Raw genomic sequence first — 17824 nt, 5'->3', positions numbered from 1 at the left:
GCTAAATGCCAACCCGACCCCCACCACCAAATGTTCGCTCAGAGCAATTTCGCCGAAAGCGGTTACGCCGAAAGAAATACCGCTTGACCCAACTGTTCACCGGGCCGACTCGGCCCGGGCCCGGCCCGAAACGTAAGCTGCGATCAGACCGACCCGGAAGGACCGAGATGTCCGATATCCTCTATCTCACGTCGATGGAGCCACGCTCGGGCAAGTCAGCGGTGGCGCTCGGCCTCCTCGACCTGCTGGCCGCCGACGTGCGGAGGCTGGCGGTCTTCCGCCCGGTCGTGCCCGATCACAGCCGGCCCGATCCGATCGTCGAGCTGGCCCGCCAGCGCTACGACCTCGAGATCGCCGAGGACGACGCGGTCGCATTCACCTATTCGACGGCGGCGGAGCTGATCGAGGCGGGCGGCCCGCAGAAGCTGATCGAAGCGATCGTCGACCACGTCGCCCGCCTGCGTGAGCGCTACGACTTCGTGCTGTGCGTGGGCACCGACTTCACCGGTCCGTCGCCGGCGGTCGAGCTGGACCTCAACGCCGACCTGGCCGCGAACCTCGGAGCACCGGTCATCCAGGTGCTCTCCGGGCACAGCCGCACCGCGGACGCGGTGAGCACCGCGCTCCGCGAGGGCGCGGCGGTGCTCAAGACGCACGGCTGCGAAGTGCTCGCCACGATCGTCAACCGCGCCGGCCCCGAGCACGGGAACCTGGCCTGCGCGACCCCGCCGGTCTACGTCGTGCCCGACCTGCCGGTGCTGGCCGCGCTCACGGTCGCCGAGGTCGTCGCCGCGCTGGACGGCACGTTGCTCAGCGGCGACGGACCGGCGCTGCAGCGGGAGGTCGACTCGTACCTGGCCGGTTCGGCCTACTTGCAGACCGTGTTGCCGCTGCTCAAGGACGGCACGCTGCTCGTCTCGTCGGGTGACCGCATCGACCTGGCGGTGGGGGTGGCCGCCGCCGCGGTGAGTCCCGACCTGCCGACGCCGGCCGGCATCGTCCTGACCGTCGGCCACGTCCCGGACGAGCGCAGCCTGAAGCTGCTCGAACCCTCGGGCCTGCCGGTCATCGCGGTGAAAGCCGACACGTACACCACCCTGCACCGCCTCGAAGGCCTCACCGGCCAGCTCCGGGCGGACAGCGCGCGCAAGGTCGCCGCCGCGCTCGGAGCGTTCGCCGACCACGTCGACACCGAAGTGCTGCGCACACGCATCCAGCTGGCGAAGCCCGACGTCGTCACGCCGCACATGTTCTCCGCCCAGCTGATCGCCCGTGCCCGCGCCGACAAGCGGACGATCGTGCTCCCCGAGGGCGACGACGACCGCATCCTGCTCGCCGCCGAGGAACTCACCCAGCGCGGGGTCGCCGACCTCGTCCTCCTCGGCAACGTCGAGCAGATCACCGCGAAAGCCACCCAACTCGGCACCGACGTCACGAACGTCCGGATCATCGATCCGCTGACGTCACCCCTGCGCGACGCGTTCGCCACGACCTACGCCGAGCTGCGCGCGCACAAGGGCGTCACCCCGGCGATGGCGTACGACGTGGTCGGTGACGTGTCGTACTTCGGCACGATGCTCGTGCACGCGGGCGAGGTCGACGGCATGGTCTCGGGTGCCGCGCACACCACCGCGCACACGATCCGGCCGGCGCTCGAGGTGATCCGCACGCTGCCCGACGTCTCGCTCGTCTCCAGCGCGTTCCTGATGTGCCTGCCCACGAAGGTGCTGGTGTTCGCCGACTGCGCGGTGGTGCCGGATCCGGACGCCGCCCAGCTCGCCGACATCGCGGTCTGCGCGGCCGAGACCGCGGTCAAGTTCGGGGTGGAGCCGAAGGTCGCGATGGTGTCGTACTCGACCGGTCAGTCCGGAACGGGAGTCGACGTCGACAAGGTGCGTGCCGCGACCGAACTGGTCGGCGCGAAACACCCCGACCTCCCCCTGGCCGGCCCGATCCAGTACGACGCCGCCGTCGACCCGGCCGTCGGGGCCGCGAAGCTGCCCGGCAACCCGGTCGCCGGGCACGCGACCGTGCTGATCTTCCCCGACCTGAACACCGGGAACACCACGTACAAGGCCGTGCAGCGCGCCGCGTCGGCGATCGCGGTGGGCCCGGTGCTGCAGGGGCTGCGTCGGCCGGTGAACGACCTGTCCCGCGGGTGCACGGTCGCCGACATCGTGAACACGGTCGCCATCACGGCCGTCCAGGCGCAGGGAGCAATGCGGTGAAACCGGTACTCGTCGTCAACTCGGGCTCGTCGTCGCTGAAGTACCAGCTGATCTCGGAGAACCGGACGATCAAGGGGCTGATCGAGGAGATCGGCTCCGATCACGCCCGGCTCCGCCACGACGGGCACGAGGAGACGCGCGCGGCGAAGGACCACGACGACGCCCTGGCCTGGATGCTCGAGAAGCTCGAGTTCGACGAACTGCTGGCGGTCGGGCACCGCGTCGTGCACGGCGGCACGAAGTACACCGGACCGACGATCGTCGACGACGAGGTGGAAGCCGGCATCGAGGAGCTCTCGCCGCTCGCGCCGCTGCACAACCCGGTCAACCTGGCCGGCATCCGGGCGCTGCGCAAGCTGCTGCCGGACGTCCCGCAGGTCGCGGTGTTCGACACCGCCTTCCACGCGACGATCCCGGCGGTCGCGGCGACGTACGCGTTGCCGCTCGACCTGGCGGAGACGCACGGGATTCGCCGCTACGGCTTCCACGGCACCAGCTGCCAGTACGTGACCCGGCGTGCGAACCTCGACAACCTCATCATCTGCCACCTCGGAAACGGCGCCTCGGCCACCGCGGTGCGCGACGGGCGCAGCGTCGACACCTCGATGGGGCTCTCGCCGCTGGAGGGCCTGGTGATGGGCACCCGCAGCGGGGATCTCGACCCGGCGGTGCCGTTCCACCTGATCCGGGCCGGTCTCGATCCGGCGGCGATCGAGGACATCCTCACGAAGAAGAGCGGGCTGCGGGGGCTCGCCGGAGCGTCCGACATGCGTGCGGTGCGCGAGAAGGCGGCGAACGGCGACGAGGACGCCGAGCGAGCCCTCGACGTCTACGCGTACCGCATCCGGAAGTACATCGGTGCGTTCCTCGCGGTGGTGCCCGGGGTGCAGGCGCTGGTGTTCACCGCCGGGGTCGGCGAGAACGACTGGCGGTTGCGGGCCGAGGTCTGCGGACCGCTCTCCCACCTCGGGATCGAGCTCGACGAGGACGCCAACCGGGCCGCCGTGGGGGTCGGCGAACCGACGAGCATCGGCACCGGCCCGATCCAGGTGCTGGTGATCCCCACCGACGAGGAATCCGAGATCGCGTCCCAGGCGGCGGCCGTCGTCTGATTCACGGCTCCGGCAGCTCGTTCAGGCGGTACTCGGCGCCGGTCACGCGCTGGGCGGCCAGCTGCGCCGCCTTCCGCGCGTGCTCGGCGGTCCGGCGCGCGGCCTTCAGCTCGTGGTCGGCCGCGTTCGCGGCCTCTTCCGCGTCGTCCAGGTCGAGCTTGAGCTGGTCGACGCGGTCCCGCGCCTCGGTGAACCGCTCCTCGGCCTCGGCCGCGGCGGAGGCCGCCTCGTCCCGGGACGCCTCCGCGTCCACGAGTGAGGCCCGGGCCCGGTCGAGCACCTCCTGCGCCTCGGCTCGCGCCTTCTGCAGCTGCTCGGACCGCTCCTTGCGCTTCGCGGCGAGGTCGTCCTGGCGGGCCGGAGCCGCCGGCCGGGGGGCCGGAGCCGCCTGCGCCGACCCCACCGGCCCGAACCCCGCGTACTGCAACCCGCTGACCAGCCGACCGCTGCGCACCGCCTCGGCCGCGGCCGGGTCCCCCAGCGCCGCGTGCAGCGTCTGCTCCAGCTCGCGGGCCACCGCGTCGGTGATCTGCTGCCCGCGCTCGTGCCCCAGCGACCGCGCTTCCTGGGCCACCGCGTACACCAGCCGGTGGCGCTGCTGGGTCAGCGCACGCAGTTGCTCGGCGCTCACCGACGCCTGGAGTTCACGCAGCTGCTCCCCCAGCGCCAGCAGCGGCTCGATCTGCTCTCGCCGCTCCCGCATGAGCTGGTTGGTCAGCCAGGCCGACATCGACGGTTTCCGCAGGCCTTTGATCTGCGCCGCGAGGTCGCGGTCACCGGCCGCCCTGGCCTCCTTCTCACGCGCGAGACGCGCGGCGGTGAACGAGGCGGGATCGAGCCCGTACAGCTCGTCAGCGATGTCATCCAAAGACACGCCAAGAACAATGCCACCCAGGGCAACGCCCGCCGACGAATAAAGCATGTGGGTGACCGCGCTTCTCGTCGGCGCCGCCATCATCGGCGTCTACGCGTTCGACCTGCCCGATCTCGTACACGCCGCCCTGTACACCGCGGTGAGCGCGGCGGCGGCGGTGACGGTGTTCGTGGCCGTGCGCCTCCACCGGCCACGCGTCCGCCTCGGCTGGTGGCTGCTGGGAGCCGGTCAGGCCGCCGCGACGTGCGCGGACGGCATCTTCTTCGGCTGGCCGGCGCTGGTCGCCCCGCTCCCGTTCCCGAGCGTCGCCGATGCTTTCTACCTCGCGCAGTACCCGCTCTCCGCGGCCGGGTTGCTCCTGCTCGTGCGGTCGCGCACCCCCGGCTGGGACATCCCGAGCATCGTCGACGCCGCCATCGTGACCGCCTCCGCGGCGCTCCTGTCCTGGGTGTTCCTGATCACACCGGCGGCCGCGTCCGGCACGACGCTCGCCGGTTCCGTGGTCGCGGCGAGCTACCCGGCGAGCGACCTGCTGATGCTCGTCGTCGCCGCCCGGCTCCTGCTCGGCGCCGGCGACCGGCCGGTCGCTCTGCGTCTGCTCGCCGGCTACCTGGCCGCGTTGTTCACGGCCGACGCCCTCTACGCGCTCCAGGTGAACGCCGGTACCTACCAGGCGGGCGGCCGGCTCGACCTGATCTGGATGGCGTCCTCGACCCTGCTGGCCGCCTCCGCGCTCCACCCGTCGATGCGCACCGTGGACGTCCAGGCCCCGGCCGCTCCGCCCCTGGTCAGCAGCCCCCGGTTGGCGCTGCTCGCGGGCGCGTCGGTGCTGGCGCCGGCCACGCTCGTCGTCCAGCACGTCCGCGAAGCCCCGCTCCACGTCTATCTCGTCGCGAGCACCTGCGCGGTGCTGTTCCTGCTGGTCGTGGCCCGGCTCGGGCACCAGGTGGACGTGCAGCGGCAGTTGGCGATCACCGACGGGCTCACCCGGTTGCGCACCCGCCGCTTCTTCGACGAGACGCTGGACATCGAGGTCGGCCGAGCGGAGCGGGACGCCCGGCCGGTCGCGCTGCTGCTGCTCGACGTCGACCACTTCAAGCGGATCAACGACCGCTACGGCCACGGCGTCGGCGATCTGGTCCTGGTGGAGATCGCCGAGCGGCTCCGGAAGTGTGTCCGTACCGGCGACGTCGTGGCCCGCTACGGCGGCGAGGAGTTCGCGGTGCTGCTGCCCGGGGCCTCCCCGGTCGACGCGTCGATGATCGCGGAACGGATCCGGGCGGCGGTGGAGGCCACCCCGATCGCGGTCCCGGGCGACACGTCGATCACGACCACGGTTTCGGTGGGTGTCGCGACGCTGCCGGCGAACGTGAGCACGTCGTCGGATCTCGTTCTGCTGGCCGACAAACTTCTTTACACCTGTAAGGAAGCGGGCCGGAATCGCGTCGCGACGCCGTCGGGTCTCTTCACCCGCTGACCATGGGTTGTTCCCCCGTCCGGCCGAGGGGTCACTCGTACTATCCACAAAGGACATGGTGACCGTCGACACGGCACGGATTCTGACCCTGACCAGCATCGATGTGCGCTCGCAGCGCAAAGCGTGTAGCCTTCGCCGCGGGTCAAACGCCGAGGTCGAGGAGGTGGTCGTCGTGTCATCGAACGATCCCTCCAGTAGTCATACCCGGCACGCGATCCGCGGCTGAGGTGTTGACTTCCCTCCCTGACTTCGAACGTCAGTGCCGCAGTGCGCAGTGCCGGGTCGACGAGCCATCGTTCGTTCTCGATCCGCGCAGGGGGTTCCCCATGAGCAAGGTCACCGTTCCGTTCGCTGCCGTCCTCATGCTGGCCTGGATCCTGACCATCACCGTTATCAACGCTTCCGCACACTGACAGTAGTCACGTGTCGAAAAGCGCGGGGATCGGCGCCCGGGACAAATGGGTTAGTAACCTGATGGAAAAGCACGACCCGGGCTGTCCGTCAGTATCAACTGACGCGGATGGCAGGAGACGCGTCGGGTGTGTCCCTCCAGATCCCCGAGCACTGCTCTGACCTGCGGGTTACTCTGCTCTCCGAGATAGCGGGGACCGGTGGGGCACGGCGGGGGCCGTCGACTGATCCTGCTCCCGCGCCATGCCCTCGTAGCTCAGTGGATAGAGCAGGTGCCTTCTAAGCACTTGGTCGCAGGTTCGAGTCCTGCCGAGGGCACCGCGCCCGAGCGAACAGCTTAGCGCGCAGAAGGCACGATCTGAATACTCTCCGTAGCAGCCCCGCTGCATCCCCGCCGCCGTCCGTACGGTGGTGCGGTGCGGACTCTCGGGGTGGATCTGGCGGCCGAGGCCGCCACTACGGCGCTCGCCACGATCGATTGGGCGCCGTCCGGCGCGCGGGTGCATCACGTTCAGGTCTCGATTACCGACGACGTCCTGGTGGACGCCGTACGCGGCGCGACCCGAACCGGCATCGACTGCCCGCTGGGCTGGCCGACGGAGTTCGTGCGGTTCCTGGTGGCCTGGTCGGCCGGAACGTTCGAGCCGCCGGTCCGCACCGACAAGGCCTGGCGGCGGCGGCTCGCGTACCGCCGCACCGACGAGGTCGTGCGTGAACGCCTGGGCCTGGTGCCGCTGAGCGTCGCGGCCGACCGGATCGCGCACCCGGCGCTGCGGTGCGCCGGGATCCTCGCGCGGCTCGCCGCGGACGGGGTCCGGGTGGACCGGGTCGTGGTCGAGGCGTACCCGGCCGGTTCGCTGAAGTGCTGGGGCCTGCCGCACCGCCGCTACAAGGGCACCGCGAACGCCCCGGCGCGGCATGCCTTGGTCGACGAGCTCCTTGCCCGGGCGCCCTGGCTGGACCTCGGACCGCACGAACCGCTGTGCCGAGCCTCCGACCACGCCCTGGACGCCGTCCTGGCCGGCCTCACCGCCCGCGCAGCCGCCCTGGGCCTCACCCACCCGCCGCTGCCCGAGGACGCCGCAGCAGCGGCCAAGGAGGGCTGGATCGCCCTCCCCACCGGTCCGCTCGACGAGCTGGACCCGATCACATCGTGAACTCGGCCCAGACGATCTTGCCGGTCCCGCGCGCCTCCGAGCCCCAGGCCACCGAGAGGCGTTCGACGACGTCGAGCCCTCGACCCCCGGTGCTGGTGGCCGGCGCCTTCACGACCCGCGGCGGGCGCGGGGAGTCGTCCTCGACCACCAGGCGGACGCGGTCGGGGTAGCGGATCAACGCGAGCTCCACCAGCCCTTCGCCGTGCCGGATCGCGTTCGTGACCAGCTCGGACGCGCACAGCACCGCCTGCTCGACGACGATCTCGCCGAAGCCCCACCTGGTGAGCGTCCGGCCGACGAACGCACGCGACCGGCCGATCGCGCCCTGCGCACCGCGGACGATCGCGTGCCGCGCCTCGTCGATCCGGCTCTCGTCGCCGAGATCGCGGCGGGCGACGACGACCGCGACGTCGTCGAAGCGGTGCCCGGCCGGTCCCACCGGCGCGACGATGCGATCGGCGAGGTGCTCGGCGCTCTCCCCGGCACCGGCCGCGGCCAGCTCGGCGAGCGACCGCAGCCCGGCGTCGATGGTGAGCCCCGGTGTCTCGATCAGGCCGTCGGTGACCAGGACCAGCGCGTCGCCCGGCCCGATGTGGATCGCCATGGTCCGGTACTCGGCGTCCTGTACGCCGAGGATCAGGCCGCCGGCGGACTCGACCAGCTCCACCCCACCGTTCGCGCGGACGACGAGCGGCGGCGGGTGCCCGGCCCGCACGACGACGCCGTCGCCGGTGGCCGGGTCGAGAGTGACGTAGCAGCACGTCGCGAGGAGGCGGGTTTCCAGGTCGACCAGGAGCCGGTTGGTCCGCGCCATCACCTCTTCGGGGCGGTGCCCCTCGGCCGCGTACGCGCGGACCCCGATCCGGAGCTGGCCCATCACCGCGGCGGCGTGCGCCGTGTGCCCCTCGACATCGCCGACCACCAGCCCGATGTGGCCGGACGGCAGCGCGATCACGTCGTACCAGTCGCCGCCGACCTGCAGACCGTCGGTGCTGGGCAGGTAGCGACAGGCGGTGGAGACGCCACGGATGCCGTCGGTGCGGCGGGGCAGCATGACCCGCTGCAGGCCGGCGGCGAGTTCGTGCTCGGCGTCGTAGAGGCGCGCACGCTCGAACGACTGGGCGGCCAGGCCCCCGAGCGCCACGAGCAGCGTCCGGTCGTCGGAGGTGAACGGCTGGGGCTTGTCCCAGCGCACCGCGAACCCGCCGACCGGCCGGCCACTGGCGATCATCGGCAGGTACGCCCAGGCCGAGCCGCCGACCTCGGCGGCGCCCGGCCAGCGGGCGGCGAACTGCTCGGCGTCTCCGGCGAACAGCGGCGCACGGGTACGCACCGCCTCGGCGAGCGGGCGCGGGTCGGTCAGTGCGACGCCGTCGAAGTCCGCGACCACCAGCGGGTCGTATCCGACCGCGTCGACGACCCGCAGGCGGTCGGCCTCCATCAGCACGACGCCGAGCGCGGACGCGCCGATCGCGCCGCGCAGCGTCCCGGTGAGGACCTGGGTGACGTCCTTGAGCGTCAGCGCCTCGGCCAGCGCGCGGGTCACCGCGGTCATCAGCGCGGCGCGCTCCCACTCGGCCCGGGCGGCGTCCTGCTGGCGCTGCCAGGCCTGGTGGCGGTCGGTGAAGTCGGTGGCGACGCCGATCAGACGCTCGGGCCGCCCGTCGGCGTCGGCGAACACGCGCCCCCTGGCCTCGACCCAGCGGGTCTCGCCGTCCGGGCGGAGCACCCGGTACTCGGCCCGGTACTCGCCGACCTCGTCGATCGCACGCTCGATGAGCGCCCGGACCCGGATGCGATCAGCCGGGTGCAGCCCGTCGTAGAAGGACGCGATGCGTCGGCCGAACGTGTCCGGGTCGACGCCGAAGAGACGGCACAGCCGGTCGTCCCAGATCAGTTCGTCGGTGGCGAGGTGCCAGTCGAACGAGCCGATGCCGGACGCGTCGAGGGCGAGTTCCAACCGCCCGAGCAGGAGGTCCGGGGAGCGCTCCGTCGGAAGCCCCGCTGACTCCGGGGATTCCATCGGCGCGTTCTCCTCCTGACCGGCGAGCGGGTGACGTCCTTCTGATATCCCCAGTATGCGACGGTCACACCCGGTCCGCCTGGTGAGGGGGCGTCGCCCGCTCGTACCGCGGTCAGGCCGCGGCGGCCCCGACGTCCACCGCGGCGCGGCCGACGTCGGGGAGGTCGGTGAAGAAGCCGTCGACCCGCTGAGCCAGCAGCAGTGCGATCCATCCCTCGACGTCACCGTGGGCGTTCGGGTCGGTGCCGTCGCGGAACGAGGCCGGGAGGAACTGGTTCTCGGCCCGGACGGTCCAGACGTGGACGACCAGGCCCCTCCGGTGGGCGTCGGCGACGATCGTGGTGGGGGTTCCGCTCGCGGTGATCACCCGGGCGGTGTTCAGCCCGATGCCGTCGGCGTAGGTGGAGACGGTTCGGAGACCGGCCGGCGTCACCAGGTCGTCGTAGGTACGGGGTTCGCCGAACGGGCCCCCGGTGGCGTCGACGAGCTGGGCCAGCGGCACGTCGATCATCCGGTTGAGGCGACGGAGGTTGCCGGTCTCGAACGACTGGATGACCACCTTCCGCGGGTGCGTCCGCTTCAGGATCTTCACCAGCGGTTCCTCGAGCGGCTTGCCGATCGACCGGAAGTACGTCGGGTGCTTGGTCTCGGGGTAGATGCCGACCGTGCGGTGCTGCCGCTTCACCAGGTCGATGATCTCCTGGAGCGTCGGCACCGCGAACGTGCCGTCGTAGGCGGTATTGGCCGGGCGGACGGCGGGCAGGCGCTCGATCGCGCGCAGCGTCTTCAGCTCACGCAGCGTGAAGTCCTCGGTGAACCAGCCGGTGACGGCCTTGCCGTCGATCGTCTTCGTGGTCTTGCGGCCGGCGTACTCGGGGTGTCCGGAAACGTCGGTGGTGCCACCGATCTCGTTCTCGTGGCGGGCCACCAGGACGCCGTCCTTGGTGATCACCAGGTCCGGTTCGACGTAGTCCGCGCCCTGTTCGATCGCGAGCTCGTACGCCGCGAGCGTGTGCTCCGGCCGGTATCCGCTGGCACCGCGGTGCGCGATGACCGCCGGCGTCGACGACGTGCCGTGCCTCGGCTGTGCGATGGCCGCGGCGGGGAACCCGGCGACGACGGTGGCGGCCACGGTCAGGGCGAGCGCTGAGCATGCCCCCGGTCGGGAAATCCGCATGACTCCTCCTCGAGGCGCGGCGACGTGGATGTCGCCCCGCCTCGAGCAGCCCAGCGGAGCCAGTCAGATTACTGGTGAAACCAGACTGAATGGGGTGTGAAGCGTTACTGCAGGTATCCCTCGACCTCGCTGACCGGGCGTGCGGTCGCGTCCTCCGGGTTCTGGCCGGCGTCACGCCGGGCCCGGCGCTGTCGCAGCAGGTCCCAGCACTGGTCGAGCTCTTCTTCGACCTGCTTGAGCCGCTCGTGCTCCTCGGCGGCGGTGAGCTCGCCGGCACTCAGCCGCTGGCGCAGCGAGTGCTCCTCGGCGACGAGCTCGTCGACCCGTCCGATGATCTGCTTTTCCGACGACACGTGATTCCTCCTCGAAAGCGTCGGTCCCGACCGTACTGCGCCGGACACGACAAAGCCCCGGCCCATCGGGCCGGGGCTTTGAACCACTCAGGCTGCGACCACGCCTTCCGACGCGGCGAGCTCGCGGAGCTGGTGCAGTGCGGCGTTCTCGAGCTGGCGCACCCGCTCGCGGGAGAGGCCGAGCGTGCCGGCGATCTCGGTGAGCGACTGCTGCCGACCGTCCTCGAGCCCGTACCGGGCGCGGACGATCCGGGCCGACCGCGGGTCGAGCCGCTCGATCATCTGACCGAGCCCGTCACGCTGGATCGCCGCGATCACGACGTCCTCGGGCGACGGCTCGTCACCATCGGCGACCAGATCGGACAACGAGGTCTCGCCGTCCTCACCGACCGGGGTGTCGAGCGAGACGGTCTCGCGGGCCCAGCGAATGAGCTCCTCGACACGCGTCGGCTCGATGTCCAACGACTTGGCGAGCTCCGGGATCTCGGGATCGCGGCCCAGCTCACGGGTCAGATCACGCCGGACGTTACGCATCCGGTTGATCTCCTCCACCAGGTGGACGGGAAGCCGCACCGTCCGGGCCTGCTGCGCGATGGCCCGGCTGATCGCCTGCCGGATCCACCAGGTCGCGTACGTGGAGAACTTGTATCCACGCTGGTAGTCGAACTTCTCGACCGCGCGGACCAGGCCGGAGTTACCCTCCTGCACCAGGTCCAGCAGCGGCATCGCGGAGCGCGTGTAGCGCCGCGCGATCGAAACCACCAGCCGGAGGTTGGCCAGAATGAAGGCGTCCTTCGCCCGGCGGCCTTCCGCAACCAGCCGGGTAAGCTCAGAACGCGTGATGTATTCGGGGAAGGTTCCTTCGTCGAGCCAGTGCTCGGCGAGGAGGCCGGCCTCGACCTGCTTCGCCAGCTCCACCTCCTGCTCGGCGTTCAGCAGCGGAGTGCGGCTGATCTCGTGCAGGTATGTGCCGACGAGGTCGCGGTCCGGCACCGCGGAGTCGTCCGCCTCGACGACCCTGGTACTCGGCTCCACAACGTCCGTCGTCATCGTCTCCCCAATCCCTCTTTGCGCCTCACACGTACGTAACCCTCAACGGCGTTCACCCGACGGAGATTCCGGTTTCGTTGGGTGATCCGCGCAACGTCGCGTCCCAGCGGCTATCCGTCAGGGATTGCCCCCGGGATCGGCCGGGTAACCTGAACGGGTGAGCTTCTGGACGGCTCTGTGACGAACGCCTCGCCCCAAATCACGCCTGACCAGGTCAAATCTGCACTTGGCCGGTTCGCAACCGGTGTCGTGGTGCTCAGCATCCGGGACGGCAAACCCCCTGTGGGGGCACCGCCCGGGGCCTTCGACGTTGACCCCGACGAGGACTTCGACGACCCCGCCGACGACATCGCCGCCACTCTGACAGCGTTCATGCCGGTCTCTTTGTTCCCGCCGATCGTTGCGATCTCGGTAGATCTTTCGAGTTACCTGGCCGAGGTTCTGCAGCGCCGGGGGCATTGGGGGCTGTCGGTGCTGGGGTCGTCGCAGGCCGCCCTGGCCGGTCGTTTCTCCGCCGCCGGGCGGCCGAGCGCGCGCCTGTTGCTGGCGTCGGAGGAGCACCACCGGGGCGCGCTCACCGGAGCGCTGCTGCTGGACCGGGCCGGCGCCACGCTCGAGTGCGTCACCGACTCCCACCGCGAGGTCGGCGATCACCTGCTGGTGACCGCCGCGGTGGTGGGCGCCGCGATCGGAACGAAGGATCCGCTGGTCAGGTATGACCGCGCGTACCGTCAGCTCACGCGCCGTGATTGAGGTCCGGGCCGCCGGGTAACTGCTGGCGCATGGAACGCAGCGACAAACACGGACCACGGCAGGACGACGCGATGGCCCGCGAGACGCGTGGGCTCGTTCAAGGGGGACGCTCGGGACGCGCCGAGGAGTGGCTCGACCCGGAAGCGCCCGGCGAGGACCAGCCCGAGGCCGACTTCGCGCCCGACGCCACCCTCGTCGGCGGCATCCCCGAGGGGCTCACGCCGGAGGGCGTCGCCGAGCGCTCGGAACTCGCCTCGTACCTCGGTCGGGCCGTCTACCCCGCGTACCGCGACCAGATCATCGACCGGCTGGTCGAGAACAACGCTCCCACGCGCCTGGTGACGGTCGTGCGCGACCTACCAGCCGACGCGCAGTACGAGAACGCGGGCTCGATCGCGCAGGCCCTGGGTCTGGGCCACGAAGAGCAGCGGTTCTAGGCGCCTCCGAGGAGTACGGCCGAGTTCACCAGCGCCACGTGGCTGAACGCCTGGGGTGTGTTGCCCAGGTGGCGCCGGGCGATCGGGTCGTACTCCTCGGCCAGCAGTCCGGTGTCGTTGGCCAGGCCCACCAGCCGGTCGACGAGCGCCACGGCCTCGTCCTTGCGTCCGATCAGGTAGAGCGCGTCGGCGAGCCAGAAACTGCACGCCAGGAACGCACCCTCCTGGCCGGGTAGCCCATCGACGGCCTCCTGCTCCGGGCGGTACCGCAGCACGAACCCGTCGGCCACCAGCTCGCGCTGCACGGCCTCGACGGTGCCGATGACCCGTGGGTCGTCGGCCGGCAGGAACCCCAGGCGTGGGATGAGCAGCAGCGACGCGTCGAGACCGGCGGAGCCGTAGTACTGCGTGAACGAGTTCCGGGTGCGGTCGAAACCGCGGGCGCACACCTCGGCGTGGATCGTGTCCCGGATCACCCGCCAGCGTTCGGCGTCGTCGTGCTGCCCGAACGCCTCGGCGCCCTTCACCATCCGGTCGAACGCCACCCAGCACAGCACCTTCGAGTGCACAAAATGCTGTCGTTCGCCGCGTACCTCCCAGAGCCCGTTGTCCGGCTCCCGCCACGTGGTCTCCAGGTGCTGGATCAGACGCTTCTGCAGGCTCCAGGCGTCCTCGCTGCTGCTGATCCCGGATTCCCGGGCGAAGTGCAAGGAATCCAGAACTTCACCGATGACGTCGAGCTGGAGCTGTTCGCTCGCCGCGTTGCCGATCCGCACCGGCGCGGAGTTCTCGTAGCCCGACAGCCACGGAACGTCCCATTCGTCGATGCGTCGGCGGCCCTTGATCGAGTACATGATCTGCAGATCGGCGGGGTCGCCGGCCACCGCACGCAGCAGCCAGTCGCGCCAGGCGACCGCCTCCTGGTCGTAGCCGTTGGACACCAGCGCCTGAAGAGTGAACGAGGCGTCACGCAGCCAGCAGTAGCGGTAGTCCCAGTTGCGGGGACCGCCGATCTGCTCCGGGAGGGACGTGGTGGCGGCCGCGACGATGCCGCCGGTCGGGTCGTAGGTCAGCGCTTTGAGCGTGATCAGCGACCGCGTGACCGCGTCGGCCCAGCGGCCCTCGTAGCGGCACTGCTGGACCCATCCGCGCCAGTATGCCTCGGTGTTGTTGACCTGCTCGATCGCGTCGACGTCGCGGTCGTTCTCCTGCCAGGATTCGCGCCAGGTGAGCACGAACGGGACGTACTCCCCCGGGCTGACCGTGAACTCGCCCACGGTCGAGAGGTTCTCGCCGTGCAGCGGCACGCTGCTGCGCAGCCAGACCGCGTCCGGGCCGGCGACCGCGGCGAACTCGCCGTTGATGTGCCGGACCCAGGGCACGATCCGGCCGTAGTCGAACCGGAGCCGCAGGACGCTGCGCATCGAGACCTGACCTTCCAGGCCCTCGACGACCCGGACGACGTCGACCGCGTCGTCGCGCGGCGGCATCAGGTCGATGACACGGACCTTGCCCTCCGGGGTCTCCCAGATCGTCTCCAGGATGAGGGTGTCGTCGCGGTACTTCCGGCTGGTGCAGGTGGCCTCGCCGGCCGGGGCGATCTGCCAGTGGCCGTTCTCCTCGTCGCCGAGCAGTTTCGCGAAGCAGGCCGCGGAGTCGAAACGGGGTAGGCAGAGCCAGTCGATCGAGCCGTCGCGCCCGACGAGCGCGGCGGTGTGCAGGTCGCCGATGACGGCGTAGTCCTCAATACTCCCGTTCACGTTGCTTCTCATGCCCAGAAATTAGTTGGTCCACCGTGCTCGAATTCAGCACATGTTCACCGCTGCCCTGGCCGGACTGGGTCTCGGCCTGTTCGTCGCGGCCCAGGTCGGGCCGGTGTCCCTGTTGTGCGTGCGGACCGTGCTGCGTCACGGGCTGGCTCCCGGCCTGGCCGTGGGGCTCGGCGCCGCGCTCGTCGACGTCTTCTACGCGTTCCTGGGCATGCTCGGGGTCGCGCAGCTGATCCGTTCGGACGTCGTGCGGTGGTCACTGGGGTTCGTCGGGGCGCTGGTGCTGGTGTGGATGGGCGCTCGGACGCTCTGGACCGCTCATCGGGTGCGGCTGGGGCTGGAGACCTCGGGTGAGGTCGCTTCGGTGGCGGCCGCGCTGCGTACGTCCGTGCTCGCCACCGCGTCGAACCCGCTGACGATCGTGTCCTGGGCGTCGATCTTCGCGGCGGCGTCCACGGCGGCCCTCATGTCCTCGTTCGGGGCGGCGGCTTCGCTGCTCACCGGCGTCGGCCTGGGTAGCGTCGGCTGGTTCACGGGTTTGGCTTTCGTCGTGTTTCTGGCCCGGCAGCGGGTCGGTACCCGGCTTCTGCAGGCCGTGGACTCGATCGCCGGTGCCGGTCTGGTGGCGTTCGGGGGCCTGCTCGCATTTCGGACTGTGCGGGATAGTTAGGCAGCGCTCGACACGGTTGACCAGCGAGGTGGATAGGCTGCCGTTCGTGACTGAGCGTTTGGTGTGGGTCGACTGCGAGATGACCGGGCTGGAACTGGGCCATGACGCCCTGATCGAGGTCGCCGCGCTCGTCACCGACTCCGACTTGAACATCCTGGGTGACGGCGTCGACGTGGTGATCAACGCGCCCGACGCGACGCTGGACGGGATGCTCGACGTCGTCCGCGAGATGCACGCGAAATCGGGGCTGACCACCGAGGTGCGTGAGTCGACCGTGACCATGGCCGAGGCCGAGACCCTGGTGCTGAACTACATCAAGGAGCACGTGCCCGACCCGAAGTCGGCGCCGCTGTGCGGGAACTCGATCGCGACCGACCGGGGCTTCCTCGCCCGGGACATGCCGACGCTCGACAACTACCTGCACTACCGGATGGTCGACGTCTCCTCGATCAAGGAGCTGTGCCGCCGCTGGTACCCGCGGGTGTACTTCGGGCAGCCGGCGAAGGGGCTCGCCCACCGGGCGCTCGCCGACATCAAGGAGAGCATCCGGGAGCTCCAGTACTACCGGCAGGCGATCTTCGTCCCGCCGCCCGGTCCGGACGTCGAGCAGGCCCGGGCGATCGCGGCGGGGCTGCCCGGCCTGAAGTGACGTACATCCGATCCCGAGGTCGAGGGCGTCCGCGCGGGACCGCTATGATGAATGAGCCTCGCGGGTAGTCGACGCGCGCATGGTGGCTGTAGCTCAGTTGGCAGAGCACCGGGTTGTGGTCCCGGGTGTCGTGGGTTCAAATCCCATCAGTCACCCCAACGAGAAAGGGCCGGTCCTCACGGACCGGCCCTTTCTCGGTCTTACTTGATCGCGCTACCGGCCTTGTACTGCTCCCAGGTCATCTCCCAGTCGGTCCAGCCGTTGCCCTTGTCGACGTGGGTCTCGGTGCCGACGACCTCGATCGGGTCGCCCTTGAGCGTCAGCTCGTAGAACCAGCTCGCGTTGGCCGTCGACGCATTGACACATCCATGCGAGACATTCGTGTTGCCCTGCGAGCCGGTCGACCAGGGAGCGGCGTGCACGAACTCGCCGCCCCAGGTGAACCGGACGTCGTAGTACACCTTCTGGCGGTAGCCGCCGGGCGAGTCCGCCGGGAGGCCGAACGTGCCGGAGTCGAACGTCTTCTCGTACGCCTTCTCCATCGCGACCATCTTGCCGGACGACGTCGGCGTGCTCCGCTTACCGAGGCTGATCGGGAACTTACGGATCAGCTTGCCGTCCTTGTAGACGTACATCGTCTTGTCTTTGTTGACGACCTTGCTGGTGATCGCGCGCCCCACGGTGAACGTGGCGAACCGGTCACGCTTGCCGTAGTTGCCGTTGCCCATCGGCAGGCCACCGATCCCGAGCCGCACCGACACCTTCGTGCCGGTGGGCCAGTACTCCCGGGGGCGGTAGTGGATCTCGCTGCCGCCGAACCAGTGCCAGGAGCCCTCGACCGCCGGGGTGCTGGTGACGAAGAGCCGGCGTTCCACCGCCGCACGCTGCGCCTTCGGGATGCTGTTCGTGAACTCGACGACGATCGGCAGGCCGATGCCCACCGTGTCGCCGTCGTTGACGTACAGATCCGCGCCGGTGATCGAACCCGGCTTGGCCATCGTCGAGAACGTGCTGGTGGTGGTGGCGGTCTGACCTTTCTGGGACGCCGTGGCCGTGACCTTGTACGTGGTGCTGTACGCGAGCTGCCGGGCCGGCACCCAGGACTTCTTGTCGCTCGCGACGTTGCCGGCGACCGGCTTCCCGTCGGGGCCCGTGAGCGTCACCGCGTCGACGGTGCCGTTCGTGGCGAACGTGAGCACCGAACTGGTGAGCACCTTCGTGGCCTTGTTCGCCGGCTTGGAGAGCGCCAACGTCGTCGGCGCCGCCGCCGGGCTCTTGACCGCGTTCGCCGCCGGACTGAACTTGCCGGTCGCCACTTCCTGTCCGCTGCTGCACGCCGCCAGTAACCCGAGCGCGAGCGCGGCGACGCCGACCCGCTCAACCAGGTGCTGCCTAGAGGTGCGGACCGCCCGCATCGTCACCCCGCTCATCCGCCTGCCGTATACCTACACAACACTGTGAATCACCTGTACATGACGTTGTCAACCCCTACGCGTGAACTAGGGGGGCGGTTCAGCTAGAGGCGCGATTTCAGCGTTCGAGAGCGGGCTGCTATCGTTGGTTCTCGTCACCGGGGCGGTCAAACGGTCCGGGGATGGCTAGCGCCAATAGCTCAATAGGCAGAGCAGCTGACTCTTAATCAGCGGGTTCGGGGTTCAAGTCCCTGTTGGCGCACTCTTTCTTC

The 17824-nt window shown here is 70.1% G+C and carries 16 protein-coding genes and 3 tRNA genes; 12 read left to right on the top strand and 7 right to left on the bottom strand.

What is annotated here, in order from left to right:
• Positions 1–167 precede the first annotated feature (167 nt).
• Positions 168–2228, top strand: coding sequence for a phosphate acetyltransferase (gene pta, locus CRYAR_RS06685; RefSeq protein ID WP_035849117.1), 2061 nt, complete (start codon positions 168–170; stop codon positions 2226–2228).
• Complete coding sequence (locus CRYAR_RS06680; protein WP_035849115.1) at positions 2225–3340, top strand: acetate/propionate family kinase; 1116 nt, start codon at positions 2225–2227, stop codon at positions 3338–3340. The genes pta and CRYAR_RS06680 overlap by 4 nt, the downstream gene beginning before the upstream one ends.
• Position 3341: 1 nt before the next feature.
• On the opposite strand, the gene CRYAR_RS06675 is transcribed toward CRYAR_RS06680, so the two are convergent.
• Positions 3342–4214, bottom strand: a complete 873-nt coding sequence (locus CRYAR_RS06675; protein ID WP_063725671.1) for a hypothetical protein — start codon at positions 4212–4214, stop codon at positions 3342–3344.
• 52 nt (positions 4215–4266) lie between these two features.
• Here CRYAR_RS06675 and CRYAR_RS06670 point away from each other — a divergent pair, with 52 nt between their 5' ends.
• The 4 genes from CRYAR_RS06670 (at position 4267) to CRYAR_RS06660 (ending at position 7259) form a co-directional block, all read left to right on the top strand.
• A complete protein-coding gene (locus CRYAR_RS06670; RefSeq protein WP_157017439.1) occupies positions 4267–5691 on the top strand; it encodes a GGDEF domain-containing protein in 1425 nt (474 codons plus the stop codon).
• A 55-nt stretch (positions 5692–5746) separates the two neighbouring features.
• Positions 5747–5917 carry a hypothetical protein gene (locus CRYAR_RS46835; protein ID WP_157017437.1) on the top strand — a complete coding sequence of 57 codons (171 nt, stop codon included), beginning with the start codon at positions 5747–5749 and terminating at the stop codon, positions 5915–5917.
• Positions 5918–6347: 430 nt separating this feature from the next.
• A tRNA-Arg gene (locus CRYAR_RS06665) sits at positions 6348–6420 on the top strand.
• 98 nt (positions 6421–6518) lie between these two features.
• Positions 6519–7259, top strand: coding sequence for a DUF429 domain-containing protein (locus CRYAR_RS06660; protein WP_035849113.1), 741 nt, complete (start codon positions 6519–6521; stop codon positions 7257–7259).
• On the opposite strand, the gene CRYAR_RS06655 is transcribed toward CRYAR_RS06660, so the two are convergent.
• The 4 genes from CRYAR_RS06655 to CRYAR_RS06640 all read right to left on the bottom strand — a co-directional run bounded on the left by CRYAR_RS06655 (position 7249) and on the right by CRYAR_RS06640 (position 11862).
• Positions 7249–9282 (bottom strand): SpoIIE family protein phosphatase, encoded by a 2034-nt coding sequence (locus CRYAR_RS06655; RefSeq protein WP_084700168.1) that lies wholly within the window; start codon positions 9280–9282, stop codon positions 7249–7251. The two genes, CRYAR_RS06660 and CRYAR_RS06655, sit on opposite strands and share 11 nt — an antisense overlap.
• Positions 9283–9394: 112 nt before the next feature.
• Positions 9395–10459 carry a glycerophosphodiester phosphodiesterase gene (locus CRYAR_RS06650; RefSeq protein WP_035849107.1) on the bottom strand — a complete coding sequence of 355 codons (1065 nt, stop codon included), beginning with the start codon at positions 10457–10459 and terminating at the stop codon, positions 9395–9397.
• A 104-nt stretch (positions 10460–10563) separates the two neighbouring features.
• Positions 10564–10812, bottom strand: a complete 249-nt coding sequence (locus tag CRYAR_RS06645; RefSeq protein WP_035849106.1) for a DUF2630 family protein — start codon at positions 10810–10812, stop codon at positions 10564–10566.
• A gap of 87 nt (positions 10813–10899) precedes the next feature.
• Positions 10900–11862, bottom strand: coding sequence for a sigma-70 family RNA polymerase sigma factor (locus CRYAR_RS06640; RefSeq protein ID WP_084700166.1), 963 nt, complete (start codon positions 11860–11862; stop codon positions 10900–10902).
• 177 nt (positions 11863–12039) lie between these two features.
• On the opposite strand from CRYAR_RS06640, the gene CRYAR_RS06635 reads away from it, so the two are divergent.
• Both CRYAR_RS06635 and CRYAR_RS06630 read left to right on the top strand, forming a co-directional pair.
• A complete protein-coding gene (locus tag CRYAR_RS06635; protein WP_211247298.1) occupies positions 12040–12615 on the top strand; it encodes a flavin reductase family protein in 576 nt (191 codons plus the stop codon).
• 29 nt (positions 12616–12644) lie between these two features.
• Positions 12645–13052: a DUF2795 domain-containing protein gene (locus CRYAR_RS06630; protein ID WP_035849104.1), complete on the top strand. Its 408-nt coding sequence runs from the start codon at positions 12645–12647 to the stop codon at positions 13050–13052.
• On the opposite strand, the gene CRYAR_RS06625 is transcribed toward CRYAR_RS06630, so the two are convergent.
• Positions 13049–14824, bottom strand: coding sequence for a glycoside hydrolase family 15 protein (locus CRYAR_RS06625; RefSeq protein WP_211247297.1), 1776 nt, complete (start codon positions 14822–14824; stop codon positions 13049–13051). The two genes, CRYAR_RS06630 and CRYAR_RS06625, sit on opposite strands and share 4 nt — an antisense overlap.
• Before the next feature lie 40 nt (positions 14825–14864).
• On the opposite strand from CRYAR_RS06625, the gene CRYAR_RS06620 reads away from it, so the two are divergent.
• The 3 genes from CRYAR_RS06620 to CRYAR_RS06610 all read left to right on the top strand — a co-directional run bounded on the left by CRYAR_RS06620 (position 14865) and on the right by CRYAR_RS06610 (position 16298).
• On the top strand, positions 14865–15491 hold the full coding sequence (locus CRYAR_RS06620; protein WP_051569843.1) for a LysE family transporter: 627 nt from the start codon (positions 14865–14867) through the stop codon (positions 15489–15491).
• 46 nt (positions 15492–15537) lie between these two features.
• The gene (orn, locus tag CRYAR_RS06615; RefSeq protein ID WP_084701768.1) at positions 15538–16140 is read left to right on the top strand and encodes an oligoribonuclease; all 603 of its coding nucleotides are present in this window, start codon (positions 15538–15540) and stop codon (positions 16138–16140) included.
• An 82-nt stretch (positions 16141–16222) separates the two neighbouring features.
• Positions 16223–16298: transfer RNA gene (locus CRYAR_RS06610), tRNA-His, on the top strand.
• A gap of 42 nt (positions 16299–16340) precedes the next feature.
• Here CRYAR_RS06610 and CRYAR_RS06605 read toward each other — a convergent pair.
• Positions 16341–17570 carry a L,D-transpeptidase gene (locus CRYAR_RS06605; protein WP_051569842.1) on the bottom strand — a complete coding sequence of 410 codons (1230 nt, stop codon included), beginning with the start codon at positions 17568–17570 and terminating at the stop codon, positions 16341–16343.
• Between the two features lie 171 nt (positions 17571–17741).
• On the opposite strand from CRYAR_RS06605, the gene CRYAR_RS06600 reads away from it, so the two are divergent.
• Positions 17742–17814, top strand: a tRNA-Lys gene (locus CRYAR_RS06600).
• The last annotated feature ends 10 nt before the right edge of the window (positions 17815–17824 follow it).

This window comes from Cryptosporangium arvum DSM 44712, assembly GCF_000585375.1.
Taxonomy (GTDB): domain Bacteria; phylum Actinomycetota; class Actinomycetes; order Mycobacteriales; family Cryptosporangiaceae; genus Cryptosporangium; species Cryptosporangium arvum.
Note: the sequence above shows the minus strand (reverse complement) of the source record. Positions and strands in the feature narration are given on the sequence as shown.